The sequence below is a fragment of the Brevundimonas sp. FV2ps16 genome, from assembly GCF_058681075.1.
Genome location: NZ_CM178728.1, coordinates 583,865 through 603,979, shown reverse-complemented (window position 1 = coordinate 603,979; position 20,115 = coordinate 583,865). Strand labels below are relative to the sequence as shown.

Annotated in this window: 16 protein-coding genes; 8 read left to right on the top strand and 8 right to left on the bottom strand. The window is 64.6% G+C overall.

Annotated features, from left to right (window positions below; genetic code table 11):
- Positions 1-257 precede the first annotated feature (257 nt).
- From ACW170_RS02850 to ACW170_RS02840, 3 genes are read right to left on the bottom strand one after another with little or no spacing between them, the layout of a single operon-like run.
- Positions 258-1,148: a plasmid partitioning protein RepB C-terminal domain-containing protein gene (locus ACW170_RS02850; protein WP_492088204.1), complete on the bottom strand. Its 891-nt coding sequence runs from the start codon at positions 1,146-1,148 to the stop codon at positions 258-260.
- Positions 1,148-2,026 carry a plasmid partitioning protein RepB C-terminal domain-containing protein gene (locus tag ACW170_RS02845; RefSeq protein ID WP_444585064.1) on the bottom strand — a complete coding sequence of 293 codons (879 nt, stop codon included), beginning with the start codon at positions 2,024-2,026 and terminating at the stop codon, positions 1,148-1,150. Before ACW170_RS02845 ends, ACW170_RS02850 begins: the two co-directional genes overlap by 1 nt.
- On the bottom strand, positions 2,023-3,582 hold the full coding sequence (locus ACW170_RS02840) for a recombinase family protein (RefSeq protein ID WP_444585063.1): 1,560 nt from the start codon (positions 3,580-3,582) through the stop codon (positions 2,023-2,025). Before ACW170_RS02840 ends, ACW170_RS02845 begins: the two co-directional genes overlap by 4 nt.
- A gap of 136 nt (positions 3,583-3,718) precedes the next feature.
- Between ACW170_RS02840 and ACW170_RS02835 the strand changes: the two genes are divergently transcribed.
- From ACW170_RS02835 to ACW170_RS02815, 5 genes are all read left to right on the top strand, one after another.
- Positions 3,719-4,039: a hypothetical protein gene (locus tag ACW170_RS02835; RefSeq protein ID WP_492088203.1), complete on the top strand. Its 321-nt coding sequence runs from the start codon at positions 3,719-3,721 to the stop codon at positions 4,037-4,039.
- A 498-nt stretch (positions 4,040-4,537) separates the two neighbouring features.
- Positions 4,538-5,041, top strand: a complete 504-nt coding sequence (locus ACW170_RS02830) for an RNA polymerase sigma factor (RefSeq protein WP_492088202.1) — start codon at positions 4,538-4,540, stop codon at positions 5,039-5,041.
- Between the two features lie 19 nt (positions 5,042-5,060).
- Positions 5,061-5,963: a FecR family protein gene (locus ACW170_RS02825; protein WP_492089127.1), complete on the top strand. Its 903-nt coding sequence runs from the start codon at positions 5,061-5,063 to the stop codon at positions 5,961-5,963.
- Positions 5,964-6,055: 92 nt separating this feature from the next.
- Positions 6,056-8,434 (top strand): TonB-dependent receptor, encoded by a 2,379-nt coding sequence (locus ACW170_RS02820; protein WP_492088201.1) that lies wholly within the window; start codon positions 6,056-6,058, stop codon positions 8,432-8,434.
- 2 nt (positions 8,435-8,436) lie between these two features.
- Positions 8,437-9,726: a ComEC/Rec2 family competence protein gene (locus ACW170_RS02815; RefSeq protein ID WP_492088200.1), complete on the top strand. Its 1,290-nt coding sequence runs from the start codon at positions 8,437-8,439 to the stop codon at positions 9,724-9,726.
- Between the two features lie 174 nt (positions 9,727-9,900).
- Here the strand turns inward: ACW170_RS02815 and ACW170_RS02810 are convergent, their stop codons facing one another.
- From ACW170_RS02810 to ACW170_RS02795, 4 genes are all read right to left on the bottom strand, one after another.
- Positions 9,901-10,815 (bottom strand): LysR substrate-binding domain-containing protein, encoded by a 915-nt coding sequence (locus tag ACW170_RS02810; RefSeq protein WP_492088199.1) that lies wholly within the window; start codon positions 10,813-10,815, stop codon positions 9,901-9,903.
- Between the two features lie 39 nt (positions 10,816-10,854).
- The gene (locus ACW170_RS02805) at positions 10,855-12,375 is read right to left on the bottom strand and encodes an alkaline phosphatase D family protein (protein WP_492088198.1); all 1,521 of its coding nucleotides are present in this window, start codon (positions 12,373-12,375) and stop codon (positions 10,855-10,857) included.
- Between the two features lie 2 nt (positions 12,376-12,377).
- Positions 12,378-13,124: a TonB-dependent receptor plug domain-containing protein gene (locus ACW170_RS02800; protein ID WP_492088197.1), complete on the bottom strand. Its 747-nt coding sequence runs from the start codon at positions 13,122-13,124 to the stop codon at positions 12,378-12,380.
- Between the two features lie 613 nt (positions 13,125-13,737).
- Positions 13,738-14,121, bottom strand: a complete 384-nt coding sequence (locus tag ACW170_RS02795) for a hypothetical protein (protein WP_492088196.1) — start codon at positions 14,119-14,121, stop codon at positions 13,738-13,740.
- Positions 14,122-14,259: 138 nt separating this feature from the next.
- Here ACW170_RS02795 and ACW170_RS02790 point away from each other — a divergent pair, with 138 nt between their 5' ends.
- The gene (locus ACW170_RS02790; protein ID WP_492088195.1) at positions 14,260-15,051 is read left to right on the top strand and encodes an SDR family oxidoreductase; all 792 of its coding nucleotides are present in this window, start codon (positions 14,260-14,262) and stop codon (positions 15,049-15,051) included.
- Here ACW170_RS02790 and ACW170_RS02785 read toward each other — a convergent pair.
- Positions 15,048-16,094 (bottom strand): DUF2332 domain-containing protein, encoded by a 1,047-nt coding sequence (locus ACW170_RS02785; protein ID WP_492088194.1) that lies wholly within the window; start codon positions 16,092-16,094, stop codon positions 15,048-15,050. The two genes, ACW170_RS02790 and ACW170_RS02785, sit on opposite strands and share 4 nt — an antisense overlap.
- An 883-nt stretch (positions 16,095-16,977) precedes the next feature.
- Between ACW170_RS02785 and ACW170_RS02780 the strand changes: the two genes are divergently transcribed.
- Positions 16,978-18,177 carry an OprO/OprP family phosphate-selective porin gene (locus ACW170_RS02780; protein WP_492088193.1) on the top strand — a complete coding sequence of 400 codons (1,200 nt, stop codon included), beginning with the start codon at positions 16,978-16,980 and terminating at the stop codon, positions 18,175-18,177.
- Positions 18,178-18,393: 216 nt separating this feature from the next.
- Entirely contained in the window at positions 18,394-20,112 is a 1,719-nt protein-coding gene (locus tag ACW170_RS02775) for a methyl-accepting chemotaxis protein (protein WP_492088192.1), read from the top strand.
- The last annotated feature ends 3 nt before the right edge of the window (positions 20,113-20,115 follow it).

Here is a 20,115-nt window from a genome sequence, read left to right as displayed (position 1 = left end):
CACCAACTCGCGTTATGTGATGAGGGGTTGTTCGAAAGCTTGGTGACCCGGCGGGCTGGATAGGTGGTGCCGCCGAAGCGAGCGGTATCCACTTCGCTAACTTCGGCCGCACCTATCGGCTGACCAAATGCCGGCCAGCCTAGCGGGCTCCGAACGGGGTCGCCGTCATCCCCGCCACCGTCCTTGATCCGCCCCACACGGCGGCTTCTCCGACGGTCCCGGCGCTTATTGGGTCCCGGTCCCCATCCGCACTTTGATCAGGCAGCTTGGGCGGTCTGATCTAGCGAGGCGGCCGACACGACCGATCGAAATGTCTGCAGCATCTCTGTGTGTGCCTCAGCCAGGTAGCTCTCAATCGTGGGCCGCGAGAGCAATCGCTCTAGGAAACCTGCGGCGATCACGAGCACGAGCGTATCATCGCCATATGAGGCTTCGAGCTCGTGGTAGTCCTGCGATCCCGCGTCCAACTCCCGTTGCAGCTTTTCGATCTGCTCGGGATTCAAGCCGGCGATGGTCTTTGCCTCTGGCTTCACGAGGTCCGCCGGCCTCGTGGTGATAAGCAGGGCCCTGGCGTAGCTGGCGCTGTAGTTGTTGGCCGACACCATCAGTTCGGCCACTTCCAACTGCCGAATGGGCCTCATTTTTCGCAGCTTCTGGAAGGCCTGAATGCCGACAGGCTTGTCCTTCAAGAGCTCGGCGACATCCTCGTGAATGCCATTCAAGAGCTGACGTCGCTGCCTGATCGCGCCGATATCGACGTTGAGCGCACGGGCCAGTTTCTCTTCGGAAACACCGCGCTCAATCGCCCGCACGATCATGTAGTGCTCCTGGATCGTCGCCAGCCTGTTCACGCGCTTATTGTAGGTGAAGCTCTCATCGTCCGATGACACGACGCATCGCGCTGTCTCGACACCCAGCTCTTTCAAGATGCTGAGTCTGACGTGGCCATCCAACAGAGGATGGGCGTTTCCTGATCGGACCTGGGCCACGACAAGCGGCTCGACCAGGCCGACCTCCGCCACCGAGGCGGCGATCCGCTTGTACTTGGCGGAATCGATGACGGCGGCAGACAGCATCTTCGAAGGAAGGATCTGATCGAGGGGGAGAAGACGCACCCGCTGCTCGAAGGCAATTTTGACCGCGACCATCACCCTCGCTCCTGGCTGAGCCGCGCCGCCAAGGCCGAGGGGAGAGTATGAATGCCTTCAACCCTCATTAGCAGTTGAAACCGTTCCTCGCTGAGCAAGTGCTTGAGAGCGTTGATGACAAACACCAGTCGCGAGCGAGTGAGGGAGGCCCGACGGGCGAAGGATTGGCGCCGGTCGGTCTCGCGTTGAAGAGAACGGATCAGCGTGTCGGCTGTGACCGGCTTCTGGTTCCTGTGGACGGCGCGACGATTGTGGATGCCTTTGCCGCTGGTGTTGCGCTGCTCGATGATCTGCCGGATCGCGAGGATCTGGTTGCCGGGGATGGCCTTTTCTTCATACGCCTGCGCGAGAGCGCGCTGAACGTCGCCGTCCTTCGCTCGAGCAATTTCCATGGCGATGGTATGCGGGATGACCCCACGCTCGACAGCGGAGATCAGCTTCTCTTCACCGTTCTCCAGCAGGTAACATATGGCGCTCACGTACTCGGGGCTGAAATCGACTTTGGCGGCGATCTCATTGATCGAGTAGCCACGCTCACGCAGGGCGCCAATGGCGCGAACTAACTCCAGGGGTGTGTGCTGGCGACGGGCGAGGTTTTCGACCAAGCTCATAACGTAGCAATCGTCCTCAGACGCCTCAATGACGACGGCGGGGATCTGCTCCTGTCCAAGAGCGATGAAGGCTTCCAGACGGCCTTGGCCGCACACCAAATCGTAGCGCGAGCGGCCCGGTCGCTGGCTGACGGTGATCGGCTTTTTCAGCCCGAGCCGTTCGATGCTGGTGACCAGTTCCTGAAACACGCGCTTGTTGCGTGCGCGTGGGTTCAGAACGGTGATGCCGTTCACAGGGATCATGCGGATTTCTGGAGCGTCGATCATGCAGCGGCTAGCTCCGTACGCTTGGCGAGGTCGTAGAAGGCCTCGAGGGTGTCGAACCGAAAGGTGTCCAGCAGGATGCCGTTGTCCGGCGCCAGGCGAAGGCTCGGGTCGGAGCCGTACTCAATCCAGGGCAGGAGGTAGTAGTCGCGAACCTCGACGTTTCCTGGCTCCAAGCGGACTGCGATCGTGATGTCTGGCCGCAGGCCCTGATCGATCCGGATCTTCCACCGCAAGCCGCCTGCCGACGTTTCCAGGCATCGGGCGATAACGACGGATGCAGTGAACTCTTCGTTGATGGTGACTAGGCCATCGTCTGCCGAGACAGCCTGACCACCCGCATCGACAAGGCCCGCGAGAACTGAGCTCATGACGTCCGGATGCATCGCGCGGATCGCCCGGTTCGCCTCGATGTAGCGGTAGTCCCGCGCAGGGGAGTAGCCGATCAGCTGATAGGCGTGGAGCAAGCTCCCGAACCGGTGGCGGTAGATGGAACTCGACGGCATGTCGTCGAACTCGTCAATGACGACGCCGGACAACGCCCCTCTGCGTTCCAGCAGCTGTGTCAGCTTGGCCAACAGCTCCTCATTGGTGAAGCGGGCGCACCGAGCCTGGATGATCCGCTGAGCTGCGTCGAAGAAGTCGGGATCTACAATGCCTTCGAACGCTCCATCTTTGCGAACCCACATGTCCGGCGCGTTCGTCACCCGCTTTGCCTTCAGTTTGAAGGACGAACGGTTGAAGATGTTGTTGCCGATGTACTTCTCGTTGGTGAGCACCTGATGCACCGTCGCGCGGGTCCACGGCTGGCCCAAATCCGTCACCAGACCCTCGGCGTTCAATTGGGCCGCAATCTCTGTCTCGGAGCGCTGCTGCAGCACGAAAAGCCGATAGAGCCGGCGGACGACGTCCACTTCTTCGGGCGGACCGGGGGTGAGGATGACGCGGTCGGTCTGGAAGCTCTTATGTTCACCTCGCGAAAGGATGGCTTTCGGCTTGCCGTGCTCATCAACGAGCTGGCGGCGGAGGCCGTAGCCAGCCGGACCGCCCTGTCGATAGCCCAAGGTGATCAGCCGGCACTGACCAGCGAAGACCTTGGCGGAAAGCTCGCGGCTGTACTCACCAGCCATCGCGCGCTTCATGCTTTTGATGACCGTGGCGCTGAGGCTGCCGTCGTTCTCGAACTGTTCTGCGCAGTAGTGGACCGCCAACCCCGCCTCGCGGCAGATGAACTCGTAATAGGCGCTCTCGTCTGAGTCTTGGAACCGACCCCAGCGGCTGACGTCGTAAACCAGGATGGCGTTGAAATCGGTGAGTCCGTTTCGGACGTCGGCGATCAGCTTCTGCAGTCCGGCCCGCCCATCCATCCGCAGGCCACTTTTGCCAGCGTCCTCATAGGTCCTGACGATCTCGAACCCGCGCCGGGCCGCATAGGCGGCAATGGCCTCGGCTTGGTTCTCAGTTGAGTACTTCTGATGCTCTGTGGACATGCGCACATATTGCGCCGCGCGCAGGACGCGTTTGGGATCGCCTTCGTGCTGAACGCGGTCTCGGTCCATATCGCACGCACAAGCTTCCGCCTTAACGAGGCGGTCAAAGAAGGGGCGTAGTCACAGCGGCGCTGAAAGTCTTTTCCGAATTTGGACTGAAAACTTCGGTCCAAAACCGGAAAACAATTTCCGGTTTGTGAGGTGTATGATGGACGCCTTCCCGAAGCTCATCGCTGATGCCCTGCACGCAGAGTGGGGATCGACGCTTTCGTCGCGAAAGATCGTCAGCCGAATAACCAACGCCAACGAGCGAGCCGTAAAGAACTGGTTCGAAGCCCGAAATGGACCGAGCGGCGAAAACCTCGTCGAACTCATGAAGCATTCCGACGCAGTCTTCGACACGATGCTCGTTGCGTCGGAGCGGCAGGGGCGGCTCTGTGCGATCAAGCTCGAAGCGATGGAGCGGCCGCTGCGTGAGCTCTTGGGTCTTATCGAAGCCGGACGCCGCGGCGTGGATTTCCACTGACGATTCAACGACCGATCCAAGAATGAGCAGGTCTTAGGTGGTTTCGGCTCAATTTGAGCAGCTCTTAAGTGGTCGGCTTAAGTGGTCAGATTTCTAGATCCCAACGATTGCGCGCTCGGACTGAGCAGGTCTTAGGTGGTCCCGACAGCTATTGATGATTTGTTGTTGTGGAACAGCGATCTAGTCGGCTAGGCCAACAGGCCCGCCCCACAGTGCGCCCCAATCGCTCGCTCCAGACAAGCAAAAAGCCACGCCCTCCGAAGAGAGCGGGGCTTCTGATATGCGGAGCCTGGGCTCAACGCTTAATTTGAAATCCTTGAAAACGGGCTACGTGGCCGTCGCTGGGTGCCGCCATGGTGTCAGCGGATCGTCACAGGCGCCTGCTATCGGGCGGCGATGGGGCTGGTTTCCACAGAGCGCGCGATCTGGCTGGGCCAGTGGGTCTTTCCCAATGAGGCGGAACTGCGAGTCTGGCTTTCCCGCCGAGCGCTCGCGGGAATGGAAGTCGACGACATCGTCCAGGAAACCTACGCTATATTCGCCGGGCTGGAGCGAGTCGATCATATCCGCAATCCGCGCACCTATATGTTCGAGGTCGCCAAGACTGTCGTCTATCAGTCGTTGCGTCGGTCGCGTGTCATCAGTCTGGACGCGCTGGCCGAGGCTGCGGACGGCCTGCAGGCGCCGTCCGACGCGCCCAGCCCTGAGCGGATCGCCGCCGACCGGCAGGAACTGGGGCGCGTCGCCGCGCTCGTCGCCGCCCTGCCGCCGAAATGCCGCGAGGTCTTCACCCTACGCAAAATCCAAGGCCTGTCCCAGCGCGAGGTCGCCCAGCGTCTAGGACTGTCGGAAAGCACGGTCGAGAAACACATCGGCAAGGCGCTTGGAATCTTGACCGCGAAGATCGGACGTGGCGGAAGCCGGCGGGTCGTTGCATCTAAGGACCATGAGGCTGACCAGCACGCCCCCAACCAAAACGCGCGAGAGCGCTGCAGAGATTGAAGCGGCGGCCTTGACCTGGGTGGCGAAGTCGGATCGCGGCCCTCTCTCCGTCGAAGATCAAGCCGCGCTGGAGGCGTGGGCGCAGACGGATGTGCGCCGCGCCGGCGCCTATGCCCGGGCTATGGCTGCGAGCGCCTATCTGGACCGCGCGTCCGCGCTCGGCGTCGATTACAGGCCGCCGCGCCGGACTTTAGGTCGTCGCGACATGATGATGGGCGGCGGCGCCTTGCTGGCGGCCAGTCTGGTCGGCGCCGTCGGTTATGGCGCATTGCGAGGGGAGCGGATCGTCACGCCCAGAGGCGATGTGCGGCGTGTCTCCCTGTCCGAGGGGTCTGCGATCACTCTGAACACCGACACAGTGGTGCGCCCGGACCTGGGGCGGAGCGAGCGGCGCATTGTTCTGGCGCGCGGCGAGGCGTTGTTCGACGTCGCCAAGGACCCGACCCGTCCCTTCATCGTTGTGGCGGATGTGGTCCGGGTGCGCGCCGTGGGCACCAGTTTCACCGTCCGCCTGCGCGACGACGGACGCGTCGACGTGGCGGTGCGTGAAGGCGTGGTGGAGGTTAGTCGCGGCGCCGGACCGCCGGTCCGTCTGCAGGCCGGGGATCGGCAGCAGGTCGCACCGGACGGCGCGGTGGCGACACAGCGACTATCGCTCGAAAGGATCGAGCGCGGCATGGCGTGGCGCGAGGGGCGGCTGGATCTTACCGGTCTGACTCTTGGCGAGGCGGCGCAAGAGTTCGGGCGCTATGCCGACCGCCCCATTCTGATTGACGATCCGGTGGTGGCGCGGATGAAGGTGGCCGGGGTCTATAACCTCAGCGATCCGACGGGATTCGCCCGCGCCGCGGCCCTGAGCCTGGGGCTGGAGACGACGCCGACATCGACCGGGGTGCGGATCAGCCGCGCCGGCCCGGCCTGAATAATTTTCCGATCGGGCATGGGGGAAAAATCTCGCGCCCGCATCTAGTCCTGGAAGCCGGCGCGGGGACCGGCGCGCTTGGAATCTTCAACATGTCCATTAAACCTTGGCTGGGCTGCGGCGTCGCTGCGGCCGCGATCGTGTTTGCCCTTCCGGCGGCTGCGCAGGAGCGCAGCTTCGACATCCCGGCGCAGGATTTGAGCGCCGCCATCTCGCTCTTCGGCCGCCAGTCCGGGCTACAGATCGTGGCTCCGGCCGACGCCATGGCGGGTCTGCGCAGCACCGCCGTTTCGGGGCGGATGGAGCCGCGGGCGGCCTTGGCACGGCTCACCCAGGATGCGGGCTTGGAGATCGTTTCGGATGCGAACGGAGTCATCGTCCTGCGCCGCGCCCAAGGCGGCTTTCAGGGCGGATTGCAAGGCTACGAAGCCGCCCCGGCCGCCGTCGAGGACATCGTCGTAACCGCCCAGAAGCGTGACCAGCGCGCCCAGGAGGTGCCCATCGCCCTGACGGCCTTCTCCGGTGCAACGCTGGAACGCCATCAGTTGGAGACCTTGCGCGACGTGTCGCGCCTGACGCCCGGCCTGCTGGTCTCGTCGTTCAACCAGAGCAGCCCGACCATCGCCGTACGTGGCGCGACCAATACCTTCAGCCAGATCGGGGCCAACAAGCCGGTGGCCGTGGTCGTCGACGACTTGTTCGTTCCGCGCAACAGCGCCGCGACCTTCGAGCTGTACGGCCTCAGCTCCATCCAGGTGCTGAAGGGACCGCAGGGCACGCTGTTCGGGCGCAACGTCACCGGCGGCGCCGTCGTGCTGGACACCGGCAAGCCGGGCTATGGCGACCTGGGCGGATCGGCGCGGATTTCCGCAGGCTCGTATGATCTTCGGCAGTTCGACGGTTTCGTCGATGCGCCCCTAGGCGAGGATGCAGCGGTGCGTCTGGCCGCCTCGCTGAAGAGCCGCGACGGCTTCGGCCATGACCGGCTGACCGGGCGGGAACAGGACGATCTGGACAGCCGCAGCCTGCGCGGTCAGTTCCGGCTGCGCGCCACGGAAGACCTGGAAATCCTGCTGAACGCCGACTACAGCGACGACCACAACGGCGGGCGCACCCTGTCATCCAAGACGCTGGGCGACGACGGCGACCGCCGCACGTCGGAACTCGGTTTCAACCAAGCCTTTGATCGGGACCAATGGGGCGCCTCGGCGCGTCTGTACTGGACCCTGCCGGTCGGTCAGCTCGTCTCGATCAGCGGCCATCGCGCCTCACAGTCCGGCGAGGACTATTCCGGCGTCGGCGCCGGCTATCAGTTCCTGACCACGGGCAGCCAGACCGTGAACCGCGACGTCGACCAGGTCGGGGTCCTGTCGCAGGAAATCCGCTACGTCAGTCCCAAATGGAGCTGGGGCGATTTCGTCGCCGGTCTCTACTACGCCGACGAAGACGCCAAGCGTCAGCTGACGGTTCGCAATCTTGCCGCCGGCACGGGGCGGGTCACCTCCAACGTCCTGACCGACCAGGCGGTAGACACGATCAGCTATGCGGTCTTCGCCGACGGAACCCTGCACCTGCCGGCCCACCTGGATCTGACTATGGGCGCCCGCTGGACCCGTGACGAGAAGACGGCGTCGCTGAATCGTGTCGACGCGATCAACGCCGCAGGCGGTTTCGTCGCCCGGAACCTGAAGGCGGACTGGAGCGAGGTCACGCCGCGCGCGGTGCTGACCTGGTCTCCAACCGAGGATTTCCACGCCTACGCCAGCGTCACGCGCGGCTATACCGCCGGCGGGTTCAACACCGACGCCGCCGCCCTGGCCGCCCTGACTAAGCCCTTCGACCCGGAGACGGTGACCAACTACGAGCTGGGGGTGAAGTCCGAATGGCTGGATCGGCGCCTGCGGGTGAACGCCGCCGTCTTCCAGATGGATTATCAGGACAAGCAGGAGCTCTTCTTCAACAACCTCACCCGGATCCTAACCATCACCAACGCCGGCGAGGCGACCATCAAGGGCGCGGAACTGGAGGTCGCCTATCGGCCGGCCGGGTGGCTGGGGCTGACCGCGACCTACGGCTATCTGGACACTGTCTATGACGCCTTCGTCATTCCCGGCGGCGCGACCTATACCGGCAACGCCCTGGGATCGTCGCCCGAGAACAAGGCGTCCCTGGCCGCCGACCTGGACCTGCCGTTGGGCCAGACCGGCTATCTGATCGGCTCAGCCAGCTGGGCCTATACCGACACCTACAACACTGGCGCGGCCGCCGATCCCAATCTGCAGATCGACGCCTATTCCCTGGCCAATCTGATGGTCGGCTATGAGCCCGCCAATCGCGGATGGCGCGCCACGGCCTGGGTCAGGAACCTAACCGACAAGGATTATGTCCTGACCAACTCGACCCAGGGCGTTCTGGCCGAATATTTGGGCGAGCCCCGCACCTGGGGCGTCACCCTGTCGGCGCGATTCTGACCATGGGCTGGTCGCGTCGCGCCCTGCTGATGGCCGCTGCCTCGCTGGCGGCCGGCGCAAGGGGCGGCGCGGTTCAGGCGGCGACCGACGACGGCGATGTCGTCGGTCAGCCGCTGCGACCCTGGCGACTGGGGATGCTCGACATCCACCACGTCTCGACAGGACGCGGCGACGCCACGCTGGTCGTCGGGCCCGACGGCTCCACCGTCATGATCGACGCGGGCGCATCCCTGACTCCGGCGCCCCCGGCCTTGACCGCTAGGCCGGATGATAGCCGGCGTCCGGGAGAATGGATCGGGCGCTACGCCCAGCGGCGATTGCGCGACGTCGGCGCGACCGAACTGGATGTGTTCCTGGCCACCCACCAGCATCCTGATCATGTGGGGGACGTAGACGAGACGACGCCTCTGGCTCCGGGCGGGGACTATCGTCTTTCCGGCGTTACGGACGTCGATGCGATTACTCCGATCCGACGACTGATCGATCGGGCCTATCCATCCTATGACCTGCCGCGTCTCATCAACCTGCCGTTCCAGGCGAACTACGAGGCCTTCGTCAGAGCGCGGCTTGCGGCCGGTCGATCGGTCGAGCGTTTCACCGCAGGGGCGCTGAACCAGTTGCGGCGCGGCCGGGACGCCTCTACCGTTCCTGAGTTTTCAATCCGCAATCTGGCTGTCAACGGGCAGGTCTGGACCGGCCGGGACGAGACTAGCCGGTCGATCTTTCCTGACATGGCGACCCTGTCGGCGGCCGATATCCCTGAGGAAAACGTCTGGTCTGCAGCCCTTCGTGTCTCCTATGGCGCGTTCGGTTATTTTGCGGCGGGCGACCTGACGAGTTCAACGTATGACGGCGCCCTTTCGTGGCGGGACGTAGAGACGGCCGCCGCCCGCGCTTGTGGCCGGGTGGACGTAGCCTTAACGCCGCATCATGGAATGTTCGACGCCACCGGCGCAGAGGCCGCAAGAGCGATGCAGCCGAGGGTCTGGATCGTGTCGGCCTGGCATGCGCTGCACCCTAGCCCCAGCACTCTGGACCGAGTGTTCAATCCACGCCTCTATCCCGGCCCCCGAGACGTCTTCGCCACAGCCCTAGACGAGACAACCGATCTGGCCATGCCCTGGCTGACAGGGCGGCTGGCCAGCCGAGAAGGCCATGTGGTGGTTCGCGTCGCTCCGGGCGGGTCGACCTACGACATCGTCGTCACCAGCAATCGTGACGAAGCCGATAGGGTCATCAGAGTCGTGGGGCCTCTGACAGCGGGAGGCGGAGGGAAAACGGGCAGCGTCTGAAATTCCTTGGAGCGGGATTTGGGCTGTCTAGATACGCGACAAAAGTCCTGGGTGTCGGGGTTTGAAAAGCTCAGTCGCTCTACCGAAAATCGTCGACGAGCTTTGCGCCTAAGCGGTAATCTTTGAAGGTGCTCACGAAGTGACTGCCGACAACCGTAGCAGCACATCATCGCTTCAACTTTGGTGAACCTCTACTTCGGATCTTTGCCGTTCGAACCTCGCCAGAGACTCCGCGACCTGGCTTGTGATCCAGTCCGTGAAAGCCTTGTCTGCGCCGCGTAGAGGTCGTGCGGAGGGGTGGAAGACATCATAGGACAGCTCCAGAGATCGCGCCTCGCTCGAGCAGATGCGCAGTCGTTCGCTGGCCAGAAACGGCTCGGACAGCAGCGGCGTGGCCAAGGCGACGCCCAGACCGGCGGCTGAGGCCTCGTACATCATGTGCAGGGTCTCGAAGGAGCGGACCTGACGCGGGGCGACCCCGAGCCAACGCTGCCAGAGGTTTTTCGGTCGGTGCACCGAGACCAGCGGAAAATCGACCAGCGACTCGCCGGGGCGTGGCGGCGCGCGGCCGTTGGCCAGACGTTCCGGCGCCACCGGCACGGCGGTCACTTCGAAAAGGGGAACCGCCTTGAGACCGTCCGGCGCGACCCGCCCGCCCCATATGCCGATATCCGCCTCGTTCGAGGCCAGGGCGTCGAATCCCGCACCGATCACCAGTTCCACATCGACGTCCGCCTCCTCCAACAGGGCCGGCAGGCGCGGCAGCAGCCAGGTCGAGGCGAATGAGTGGGATGTCGCGATCCGAAGGCGTCCGCCGCGCGGCGCGGCCATGGCGTCGGTGGCGTCGGCGATGGCGCGCAGTCCCGGCTCGACCCTTTCCAGATATCGCAGGCCGGCGGCGCTGAGGATCGGCGTCGGACCCGACCTGTCGAACAGGAGAACGCCCAGGAATTCCTCCAGCCCGGCGATCCGTCGGCTGACCGCCGAGGGGCTCAGCGCCAGGTCGCGAGCGACGGCGCGAAAGCTTCCGCCCCGCGCGGCGGCGATGAAGACCTCGACGGATTCAAGAGGCGGCGCCTTGCGAAGCATGAGGCGACGCCGATAGCACCGCCGCATCACCGAAATACGTCAGTCTATGGCCGGCAGCGGCCGGGCGCCGGGCCGCCCGGCGTCGACCACGAACCGCCCGGCGCTGCGGCAGGCGCTGTCCGGATCGGTCAGGTCGTCGACGGCGCGCAGATCCGCCGTCAGTCGCGTCCGGTCAAAATCGAGCAGCACATAGCCGGCCCGCCGATTGTCCAGATGTCGGACGTGCGGGTTCAGACCCTTGGCCGGCCCGAAGAAGGCCTCGGGGCCGTTTCGCGAGGCCAGGCAACTGGTGACGAACTCGGTCGCGATCGGCGGCCGATCCCGCCGAGCGAAGTCGCGCAGCACGTCGTTGACCCAGAAGGAATGGACGTCGCCGCTCAGGATCACCGGATTGGGCTTCTCCGCCAAGGCCGCCGACACCCGGTCGCGACTGGCGGGATAGCCGTCCCAGATATCCGAATACCGGGCCTCGGGACCTGTCGGCAGGACCAGGCGCGAAAACAAGGTCTGCTGCGCCAGCACGGTCCAGGTCGCCTGGTCGCCCGTCAGGCCGTCCGTCAGCCAAGTCTCCTGGGTCTGTCCCAGCATGCTGGCCTCGGGATCGAACACCGCGGCGCAGTCTTCCAGGATTCGGCCGCCCAGATGGCCGGCGACGCGGCACGGACCCGCCGTCCGATGCTGCCGCGTGTCCAGCACATGGACCGTGGCCAGGTCGCCGAAACCGAAACGGCGATACAACTGCACGCCGCCGTCGCCCCGCAAGGCGCTGGGCCGCAACGGCATATGTTCGAAATAGGCCTGATAGGCGGCCGCCCGTCGATGCAGGAAGGCGGCCGGATCGGCGGTGACGCCGGCGACCTCGCCGCCATAGTCGTTCTCGATTTCGTGATCGTCCCAGGCGACGATGAAGGGCAGGGCGGCATGGGCGGCCGCCAGGTGCGGATCTGTGCGGTACAGGGCGTGCCGCGCCCGATAGTCCGCCAGGCTGACGGGCGGCGCGGCGCCGAAGGCGCGCACGTCGGGGCCCTGGCCGAACGACTTTTCGTAGATGTAGTCGCCGACCTGCAGGACGGCAGCCGGCGCCGCGGCGATCATGTCGGCATAGGCGGTGAACCAGCCATGCTCCCAATGCTGGCAAGACGTCAGAGCCAGGCGCAGACGCTCCGGCGCCGCCGACAAGGTGGCGGTCCGTCCCGTGCGGCTGACCGCCGCGTCGTGATGGAAGCGATAGGCATAGGACCGGCCGGCCTCCAGCCCCGTCGCCTCCAGATGCACGGCCCCGCCCCTCGATCGATGCGCGATCGCCCGGCCGCGACGCACGATGCGCCGGAAGCCGTCGTCCTCGGCGATTTCGAAGCCGACCTCGACGTCCGTCGGCTGATCGGGAATCCGCGTCCACAAGACGAAGCCGTCCGTCGAAGGCTCTCCGGAGGCCACACCCAGCGGAAAGGGATAGCCGGTCGACGCCGCCTTGCCATCTCCGGCCGTCGCGCTCCCGGGCGTCAGGAAACGGGTCGCGGCCAGGCCAAGGGCGGCCGCCACCAGATCGCGCCGGTTCATCTTCAGAACCGGGCCGAGGCGCGGACGAAGAAGCTGCGGCCGTTCAGGCCCACCCGACCGAACCGCTGATCGACATGGGCGCGATTGGTCGCGGCCTGCCCGCGCGCCTCGGCCGACAATGTCAGATGGCCGCCGTCGCCAAGAGCGAAGCCGATATGACCGCCCGTCGCCCAGGTCTCGCCGTCGCCCTCGCCGGTCACTCCGGCCGAGGCGAAGGCCGCGCCGCCCGCCGCATCGGATTTCAGAATGATGTTGACCACCCCGGCGATGGCGTCCGAGCCGTACTGGGCGGAGGCGCCGTCGCGCAGGATCTCGATCCGGGCTATGGCGCTCTCGGGAATGGCGTCCAGATCGACGCCCGCCGTGCCGCGTCCGACGCTGTTGTTGACGTTCAGCACGCTGTTGGCGTGTCGCCGCCTGCCGTTGACCAGGACCAGGACCTGGTCCGGCGCCAGGCCGCGCAGGGTGATCGGCCGGGTGTTGGCCGCCGTCGCCGTCGTCGCGGCGCGGGCGAAGTTGACCGACGGCTGGAGCTGGTTCAGCGCGCGGTTCAGATCGGTATAGCCGGTCGCCGCCAGGGTCTCGGCCGAGACCACGTCGATCGGCGTCGACGCGGCCAAGGCGGCGCGGCCTGGTGAACGCGTGCCGGTGACGACGATTTCGTCGACCGGGGTCGCACCCCGAGTCTGGGCATGGGCGGCGTGGGCCAGGGCGCTCAGGCCGGCGGCGGCGAGTAGTGCGGTCTTCATTCGATATCCCCCGAAGTGCAGGGGCCGACTACCCGGTTCGCCGGAGGGTCGTTATCGCTCGATCCGGCACATGTGTTGCGCAGAACGCAACGCTCTTGCGTGAGCCTGCTCCGGCCGCCGCACGAGGACGGGCGAGACAATGCCAAGCCCGACTTCGCGAGTTTAAGACTTCGCGCCCGGATCGGCGCTATCGGAGCCAATCATCGCTGATATTTTAAAGGGCGCTGCAAGATTGGGCACGTTTTAAGGGGTTCTGGCTCGATCCGAGCAGCTCTTAAGTGGTCTGCTTAAGGGGCCAAAATCCTAGACCCCAGCGATTGCGGGCTCGGATCGAGCAGGTCTTAAGTGGTCCCGACATTGCTGACCTCGTCGCCCTGCTTTCGGTCTTCTCCCTTCGGGACGTGGTCGGCATCATGCTCGACGGCAGGACCGACGGCGGCCTGGTGTCGGACACCCGGCTGACGCGACCAGGGTTTGGCGATCGCAATCGGCCGACGAGCCTCTGGCCCATCTCCGGACTCCGCTGCTCGGCTCCAACGCCCGAGTCGCAGAGCCGTCCATAGCCGACGAAACCGATCCCTCTGGCGTCCCTCGGCTCCACCAGGCGTTCCGTCTAGGACGGCTTCAACACCGCATACCCCCGCTCAACCATGCGTCGCAGGGCCTCGTAGACTTCGGCGAGCTCGTCGAAGGCGGTGCGGGCGGCGGTCAGGCGGGCGACCTGGTCGGCGGTGACGGGCGAGCCCGAGTGGGCCAGGCGCAGAGCCTCGGCGGCCCATTTGGCGCGGGCGCCTGCGGTCAGGACCGCCAGCTTCTGCAAGGAGGCGGCGTCCAGCCCGGTCAGGGTGTGGCCGATCAGTTCCTTGTTGGCGATATAGGCGGCGTAATCGATCTGCTCCAGCTGGCCGCGCAGGCGGCGCTGCTCGTGGGGATCGGTGTCCTGCGGCTCGAAATGGTCGCTATGGCGACGCACGCTCGAGGTCATCTTGGTCGACATGGGCCGGCCCTCCAAGGCCGATCCAGACAGCTTCTGGCGGCCATATGAGAAGGATGGTGCGCCGCTTCGGTTAACGTCGCGTTGCACTGACGCAGCGGAAACCCGATATCTGCAGCCCCACCCAAGCATGGAGCCGACATGGACCTGAAACTCGCCCGCAAGCGCGCCCTGATCTGTGGCGGCTCGTCCGGTTTGGGCCGCGCCGTAGCGACCGCCTTGGTGGCGGAAGGCGTCCATGTGGCCCTGTTGTCGCGCGATGCGGTAAAGCTTCAGGCTGTGGCGGACGAGATGAACGCAGCAGGACCGGGGCGGGCGGTCGTGGTCGCGGCGGACCTGGCCGATCACGAGGCGCTGCTGAAGGCCGTCGACCTAGCGGAGGATTTGCTGGGCGGACATATCGAGATCCTGCTGAACAACACCGGCGGGCCGCCGCCGTCGGGCGTGTCGGGGCTGGAGCCCTCGGTCTGGCGCGATCATTTCGAGTCCATGGTGCTGTCGGTCTTCCGGCTGACTGATCGGGTGCTGCCGCGGATGCGGGCCGCCGGCTGGGGGCGGATATTGAATGTCGCTTCGATAACCGTAGTCGAGCCGTCGGCGGCCCTGGGGGTGTCCAACACCTTGCGGGCGTCGGTGGCCGCCTGGGCCAAGACGCTGGCCAACGAGGTCGGGCCGGACGGGGTGACGGTCAACACCTTGCTGCCGGGCAGGATCGATACGCCTCGCATCGAACGCCTTGATCAGGCGACGGCCGAACGCACCGGCGTCACGGCGCAGGAGGCCAGGGCCGCATCCGTCAAATCCATCCCCGTCGGGCGGATCGGGACGACTGAGGAGTTCGGCGCCATCGCCGCTTTCCTGGCCAGCCCGCTCGCCGCCTATGTCACCGGATCACTGATCCGGCTGGATGGCGGGGCGATCAAGGCGATCTAGGGGGCGAGCGTTTCGTCGTTCAGCCACTCAATTGCATCGCCGTAGGGGTGGCATTTCGCCAGAACCCTCGTCTCGCCGCGAGGCCAGGATGTGAGGCGTAATTCGACCTCGCTGCGGTCGGCCGTCCATTCAAAGCTGATCCAGACCAGTGGGTGGTCCGGCGTCGCCCGGCTGCCGGCCGCATCCAGTATGGCCGCGAGGTCGGCGCGATGACGTTGGTCGAGGTATTGCAGGAACATGGTGTGGACCACGGCCCGGCAATGGCCTGCCCGCTGCGGCTCTGCCAAACGCTGCGCCAGCCACGCGGGCGCGTCACCCAGATCGACCTGGGGCGGATGGGCGTGCGCGATCTCGAGCGCCTTCTCCAGGCGATCTATCCGGGCGGGTTGGTCGGCCCAGGCGAAGGCCAGAAGGCGCTCGCGGTCCTGTGGATCTGACGCGTCAAGAGGGTGCAGATCCACCCCACGCGCCGTGGCGATCGAGACGGGAACCATTGGCGGAGGCGCGCCCCGCCATCTGGGCTCGATCCGCACAGTAGAGACGCGATCCCCCGCCTCAGTGCCGCCCAGGCGATAGGCGTAGTGCGCGAGGTTGAGGTTCAGACCGCAGCTCGATCCCAATTCCAGCAGTTCGAACGGCATGCCCCATCGGCGCGCTGACGCCATCAGGGCGGCCATGGTCGCGCCTGCCCGCGCCACCTCGTTCGTCTGGGTCGGGTGCCGAAGCCAGTCGGCGATGAAATGGTCTTGTTCCGATAACGCGGCGGCGATGGCGCCGTCGAAGTCGTTGTGCTCTCCACGGTAGAGCTGCGCGAGCCGCTTTGGGGTTTCCCGCCGCGCAAGGGCGTGGAGCGCGCCGTTGACCCGCAGGGCAAGGGCGGCTGCCGCTGGGTCGCCCGGCCAGTTGCGAATCATGGCGGCGCTGACCGGGGCGCGTGGCAACTGGGCGACGACGGACTCTAGGACAGAGGCGATAAAGGTCGAGCCCATAGCGCGACATCTGTCGGCTGTGAGTAAAAAGTCCTGCGTGCCGTCAGTCTTCAAGCTCATATTTCCAATATTCTTGGGGCTCTGAACTTCAGGAAAGGGCGCATATGTATGCTGTCGATGCACGCTTTTCATCTATATTTGCCTGCATCGGTCTAAAGGTAATCAGTATTGATGATTGTCGGGCGCGATATGTATGACGCTGACATAAATTCCGCATTCATATTAAGGGGCGCCTAGATCGGCCTGAAATCTATTCAGCCATGAACGAAGACATGTGCAACGCCAAACATTTTCAGAAGGTTAAATATTGAAATCCCAATAAAATTGATCCGAACGTATAGGGGAAGCTACGCATTGGCGATTATCGTTAAGTTAACCTCAAAACCAATAAATGACGGCAGGGCCGATTAGGGGTTAGGGGTTTTTACGTATGTATTTGTACCAATATTGTGTGGGCTAAATCTTCGTTCGTTCCGATAAGGGCGCGCGCTTGAGGTGCAAGCAATATGGACTTCGATGTGATTGCAGAAATGTATCGCATCAAAATGGCGCAGAAACATAAGTAAACTGAACCGTGATCTCCAAATATTTGTGCACTCGAATATTGATGCGGGTCTTCGGGACAATCAGGGAATATCATGAAATGAAAAATACGCTTCTTGCTGGTACGGCGTTAGTGGCTGTTCTTTTCGCCAGCCCTGGTTTCGCACAGACGGAATCTGTCGATCAGGCTGAGCTTGCTGCTCTGGTTCGCGCCCAGGCTGGTGAAATCGCCGCGCTTCGCGCCCGGCTCGATGCGATCGAAGCCGCCAAACCCGTCGGAACGGCCGCTCCGTCACCTTCGGCTGCGGTTCGGACGCCAGGCGTTCCGCGTCGCGCAAGCACAGATGGCGACAGCGCAGCAGAACTTTTCGCGACCAACATCGTGCAGCCCGGCTTGGCGGAACAGACCGCTGACCAGGCCCGCGCCGAGGCCAACAACACCGCCGGCGTGACGACGGAATGGAAAGGCGGACTGCCGGCCTTCTATTCCGCGGACGGCAAATACCGGTTCAAAATGCGCGGCCGTATCATCAGCCACGCCAGTTCGACCTTTGGGTCGGACTATGACGCGCGCAACATCACGACGACCGGAATGCGCGCCCTGCGGATCGGGATCGAGGGTTCTGCGGGTCCGAACTTCTTCTACCAGTTCGAAAACGACTTTGCCGACAACGTGTCCGACGTGGGCACGGCCTTCGTCGGTTGGCGCGACAAGGTCGGCGACATGTCCTACGATGTCCGCTTCGGCAACATGTTCAACGACCGCAGCTTCGAGGGTTCGAGCGGCTCTGACGCTCCGCCCTTCCTGGAGCGCAACGTCGTCGCGACCGCCATCATTCCGCAGCGTGGCTTCTACGGCATTTCGTTGATGCCGCGCGTGTTCTGGAAGAGCGGGCACGCCTCGCTGACCCTCAGCGGCGATTATATCGATAACCGCCAAGTGGTCTCCGACAGCCAGACGCTAATGGGGCGGGTCCACTGGAATCCGGTCAAGACCGAGCGCGCCACTCTTCACCTCGGCGCCTGGGGCTTCGACGAGCAACTGGCCGAGGGCGCCGGGTCTCTGACGCGCAACACGTCGATCGGTGGCCGCTTCAATGGGGCCCTGCGGGTCTCGAGCGGAACCCTGACCGGCGGCACAGGCACGCGAGGCTATGGCGTCGAAGCCGGCGGTTATGCCGGACCCTTCTGGGTCATGGGCGAGGCGGGCAAGCGCAACGCCGAACTAGATGCGGGACGGCCGGACTTCGTCAGCGAAGCCTGGAGCCTGTCGAGCGGCTACTTCCTCACCGGCGAACTGCCGCCTTACAATGCTCACCTCGGCACCTTCGCGCAGCCACGCGTTCTAAGGCCGGTCCTGGACGGCGGTCCCGGCGCGATCGAGTTGCTGGCCCGGTATGAGAACATCGATTACTCCGGCGTCCCGACGGCGGGCGAGGGCTGGGCGGCGACTGCGGGGGTCAACTGGTACCTGGATAACGTCATTCGCCTCCAGTTCAACCTCATCCACTGGACTGCCGAAAATCGCTCGGGCGCCTATCCGACCGAGGATAGTGGTCAAACCGTCAGCGCCGGCGTCGGCGTCACCTTCTAACGTAACTTTGGGTCCTCATCCCGGCAGCAGGCCGGGATGAGGATGGCGCCTAGTGTGCATGTTTTCGCTTTGAAAAAGAGCGAATTATTAAGCCATTCGGCGCAAGATTAATGCCCGAATGTGTTTCTTGTGGAGCAGGTAATGATCAATGCAATGAACATTCCGCGTAAGCTGAGTTTTTCATTTGTAGCGATCTGCGTTTCGGCGGCCGTTATAATGATGATCTTCTTCGCCACCATCATGGCGATCCGGTCGTCCACCGAGAGCAACAACCTCGCACAGTCCATCCACTCCAAGAGCCTGGCGTTGGAGACCGCAATCCTCCGCCAAAACAGCCAGTTTCGTGGTTTCCTCGTCACCGGCGATGAGACCTATCTCAAATCCTATTTCGAAGGCCGCGACGAATACGACAGTGTTTCGGAGGAGTTGAAGACCACGCTCACCGACCCCGCGCTGCTGGAAGAGCTTGAAAAGTCTCGCGTCGCCACGCTTGCCTGGCGCAAGGACTGGGGCGATCGGCTGATCGGCGAGGTCCGTGAAGGGCGGCGCGAAGAGGCGCAACAGGCTGTCCGCGACGCCGGGAAGACGGTTCTGGTCAGTGCAGCTGTCCTGCCGCTACGCGAAATTCGCGATGAGCAGGTCCGGCGGATTGAAGATAACGGCGCGCGGCAGGAGGCCGCCATCATCACGGCAATGGCCGCGCTGGTCATCGGCGGTCTGGCGCTCATCGGGATCGCCGTCGGTCTGTCGGTGATGTTGAGCCGCATGATCGCGCGCCCCATCACGACCTTGACCGGGGCCATGGCCCAGCTCGCGCGCGGAAACAATGACATTGCCGTGGACGCGGATCGCGCCGACGAGGTGGGCGATATGGCGCGCGCCGTTCTGGTGTTCCGCGACACCGCCCTGGCCAAGGCCGAGGCCGACCAGGCGAAGGCCGTGGCCGACCGCGCCAAGGCGGAGGCCGACGAGGCCCGCGCCGGCGCCGACGCGGCGGCGCGCGAAGTCGTGCAGAACCTTTCGACCGCCCTGGAACAGCTGGCGCAGGGCGATTTGACGTCGCCGATCCAGAAGCGTTTCCCGGCGGACTATGAGAAGCTTCGCAGCGATTACAACACGGCGCTCAAGAGCCTGAAGGATCTGATCGCCGACATCTCCAGCGGCGTCGCCAGCCTGGGCGAAGGCGCCCATGACGTCAGCGCCGCCGCCGACCAGATGGCCCAGCGCACCGAACAGCAGGCCGCCAGCCTGGAACAGACCGCCGCGGCCCTGAACGAGATCACGGTCACGGTCCGCGCCACATCCGCCGGCGCAGGAAAGATCAAACAGGCCGTCGATTCCGCCCATACGGATGTTGAGCGCAGCGGCCAGACCATGACGGAAGCCGTGACGGCCATGGGCCTGATCGAAGCCTCGTCGCGCGAGATGGAACTGATCATCGGCACGATCGACGAGATCGCCTTCCAGACCAATCTGCTGGCGCTCAACGCCGGGGTGGAGGCCGCGCGGGCGGGCGAGTCCGGTCGCGGTTTCGCCGTCGTCGCCCAGGAAGTGCGCGCGCTGGCGCAGAGGTCGGCGGACGCCGCCAAACAGATCAAGGGCCTGATCTCCAGCTCCAACGAGCAGGTTTCGCTGGGCGCCCGCCTCGTCAACCAGACGGGCGCGGCCCTGGGCAAGGTGGTCGATCAGGTCCGCGAGATCTCGGGTCTGGTGTCGGAGATCGCCAGCGCCACCGTCGAACAGGCCAGCGGCCTGGACGAGGTCAACACCGCCGTGACCCAGATGGACCGCTTCACCCAGCAGAACGCCGCCATGGTCGAAGAGAGCACGGCCGCCAGCCACTCCATTCGCGCCGAGACCGACCGGCTCAGGAGCAAGGTGTCCGTGTTCAAGGCGGTGCCCGACGACGAGTCCTACATCTCGGCGGCGGCGTAACGC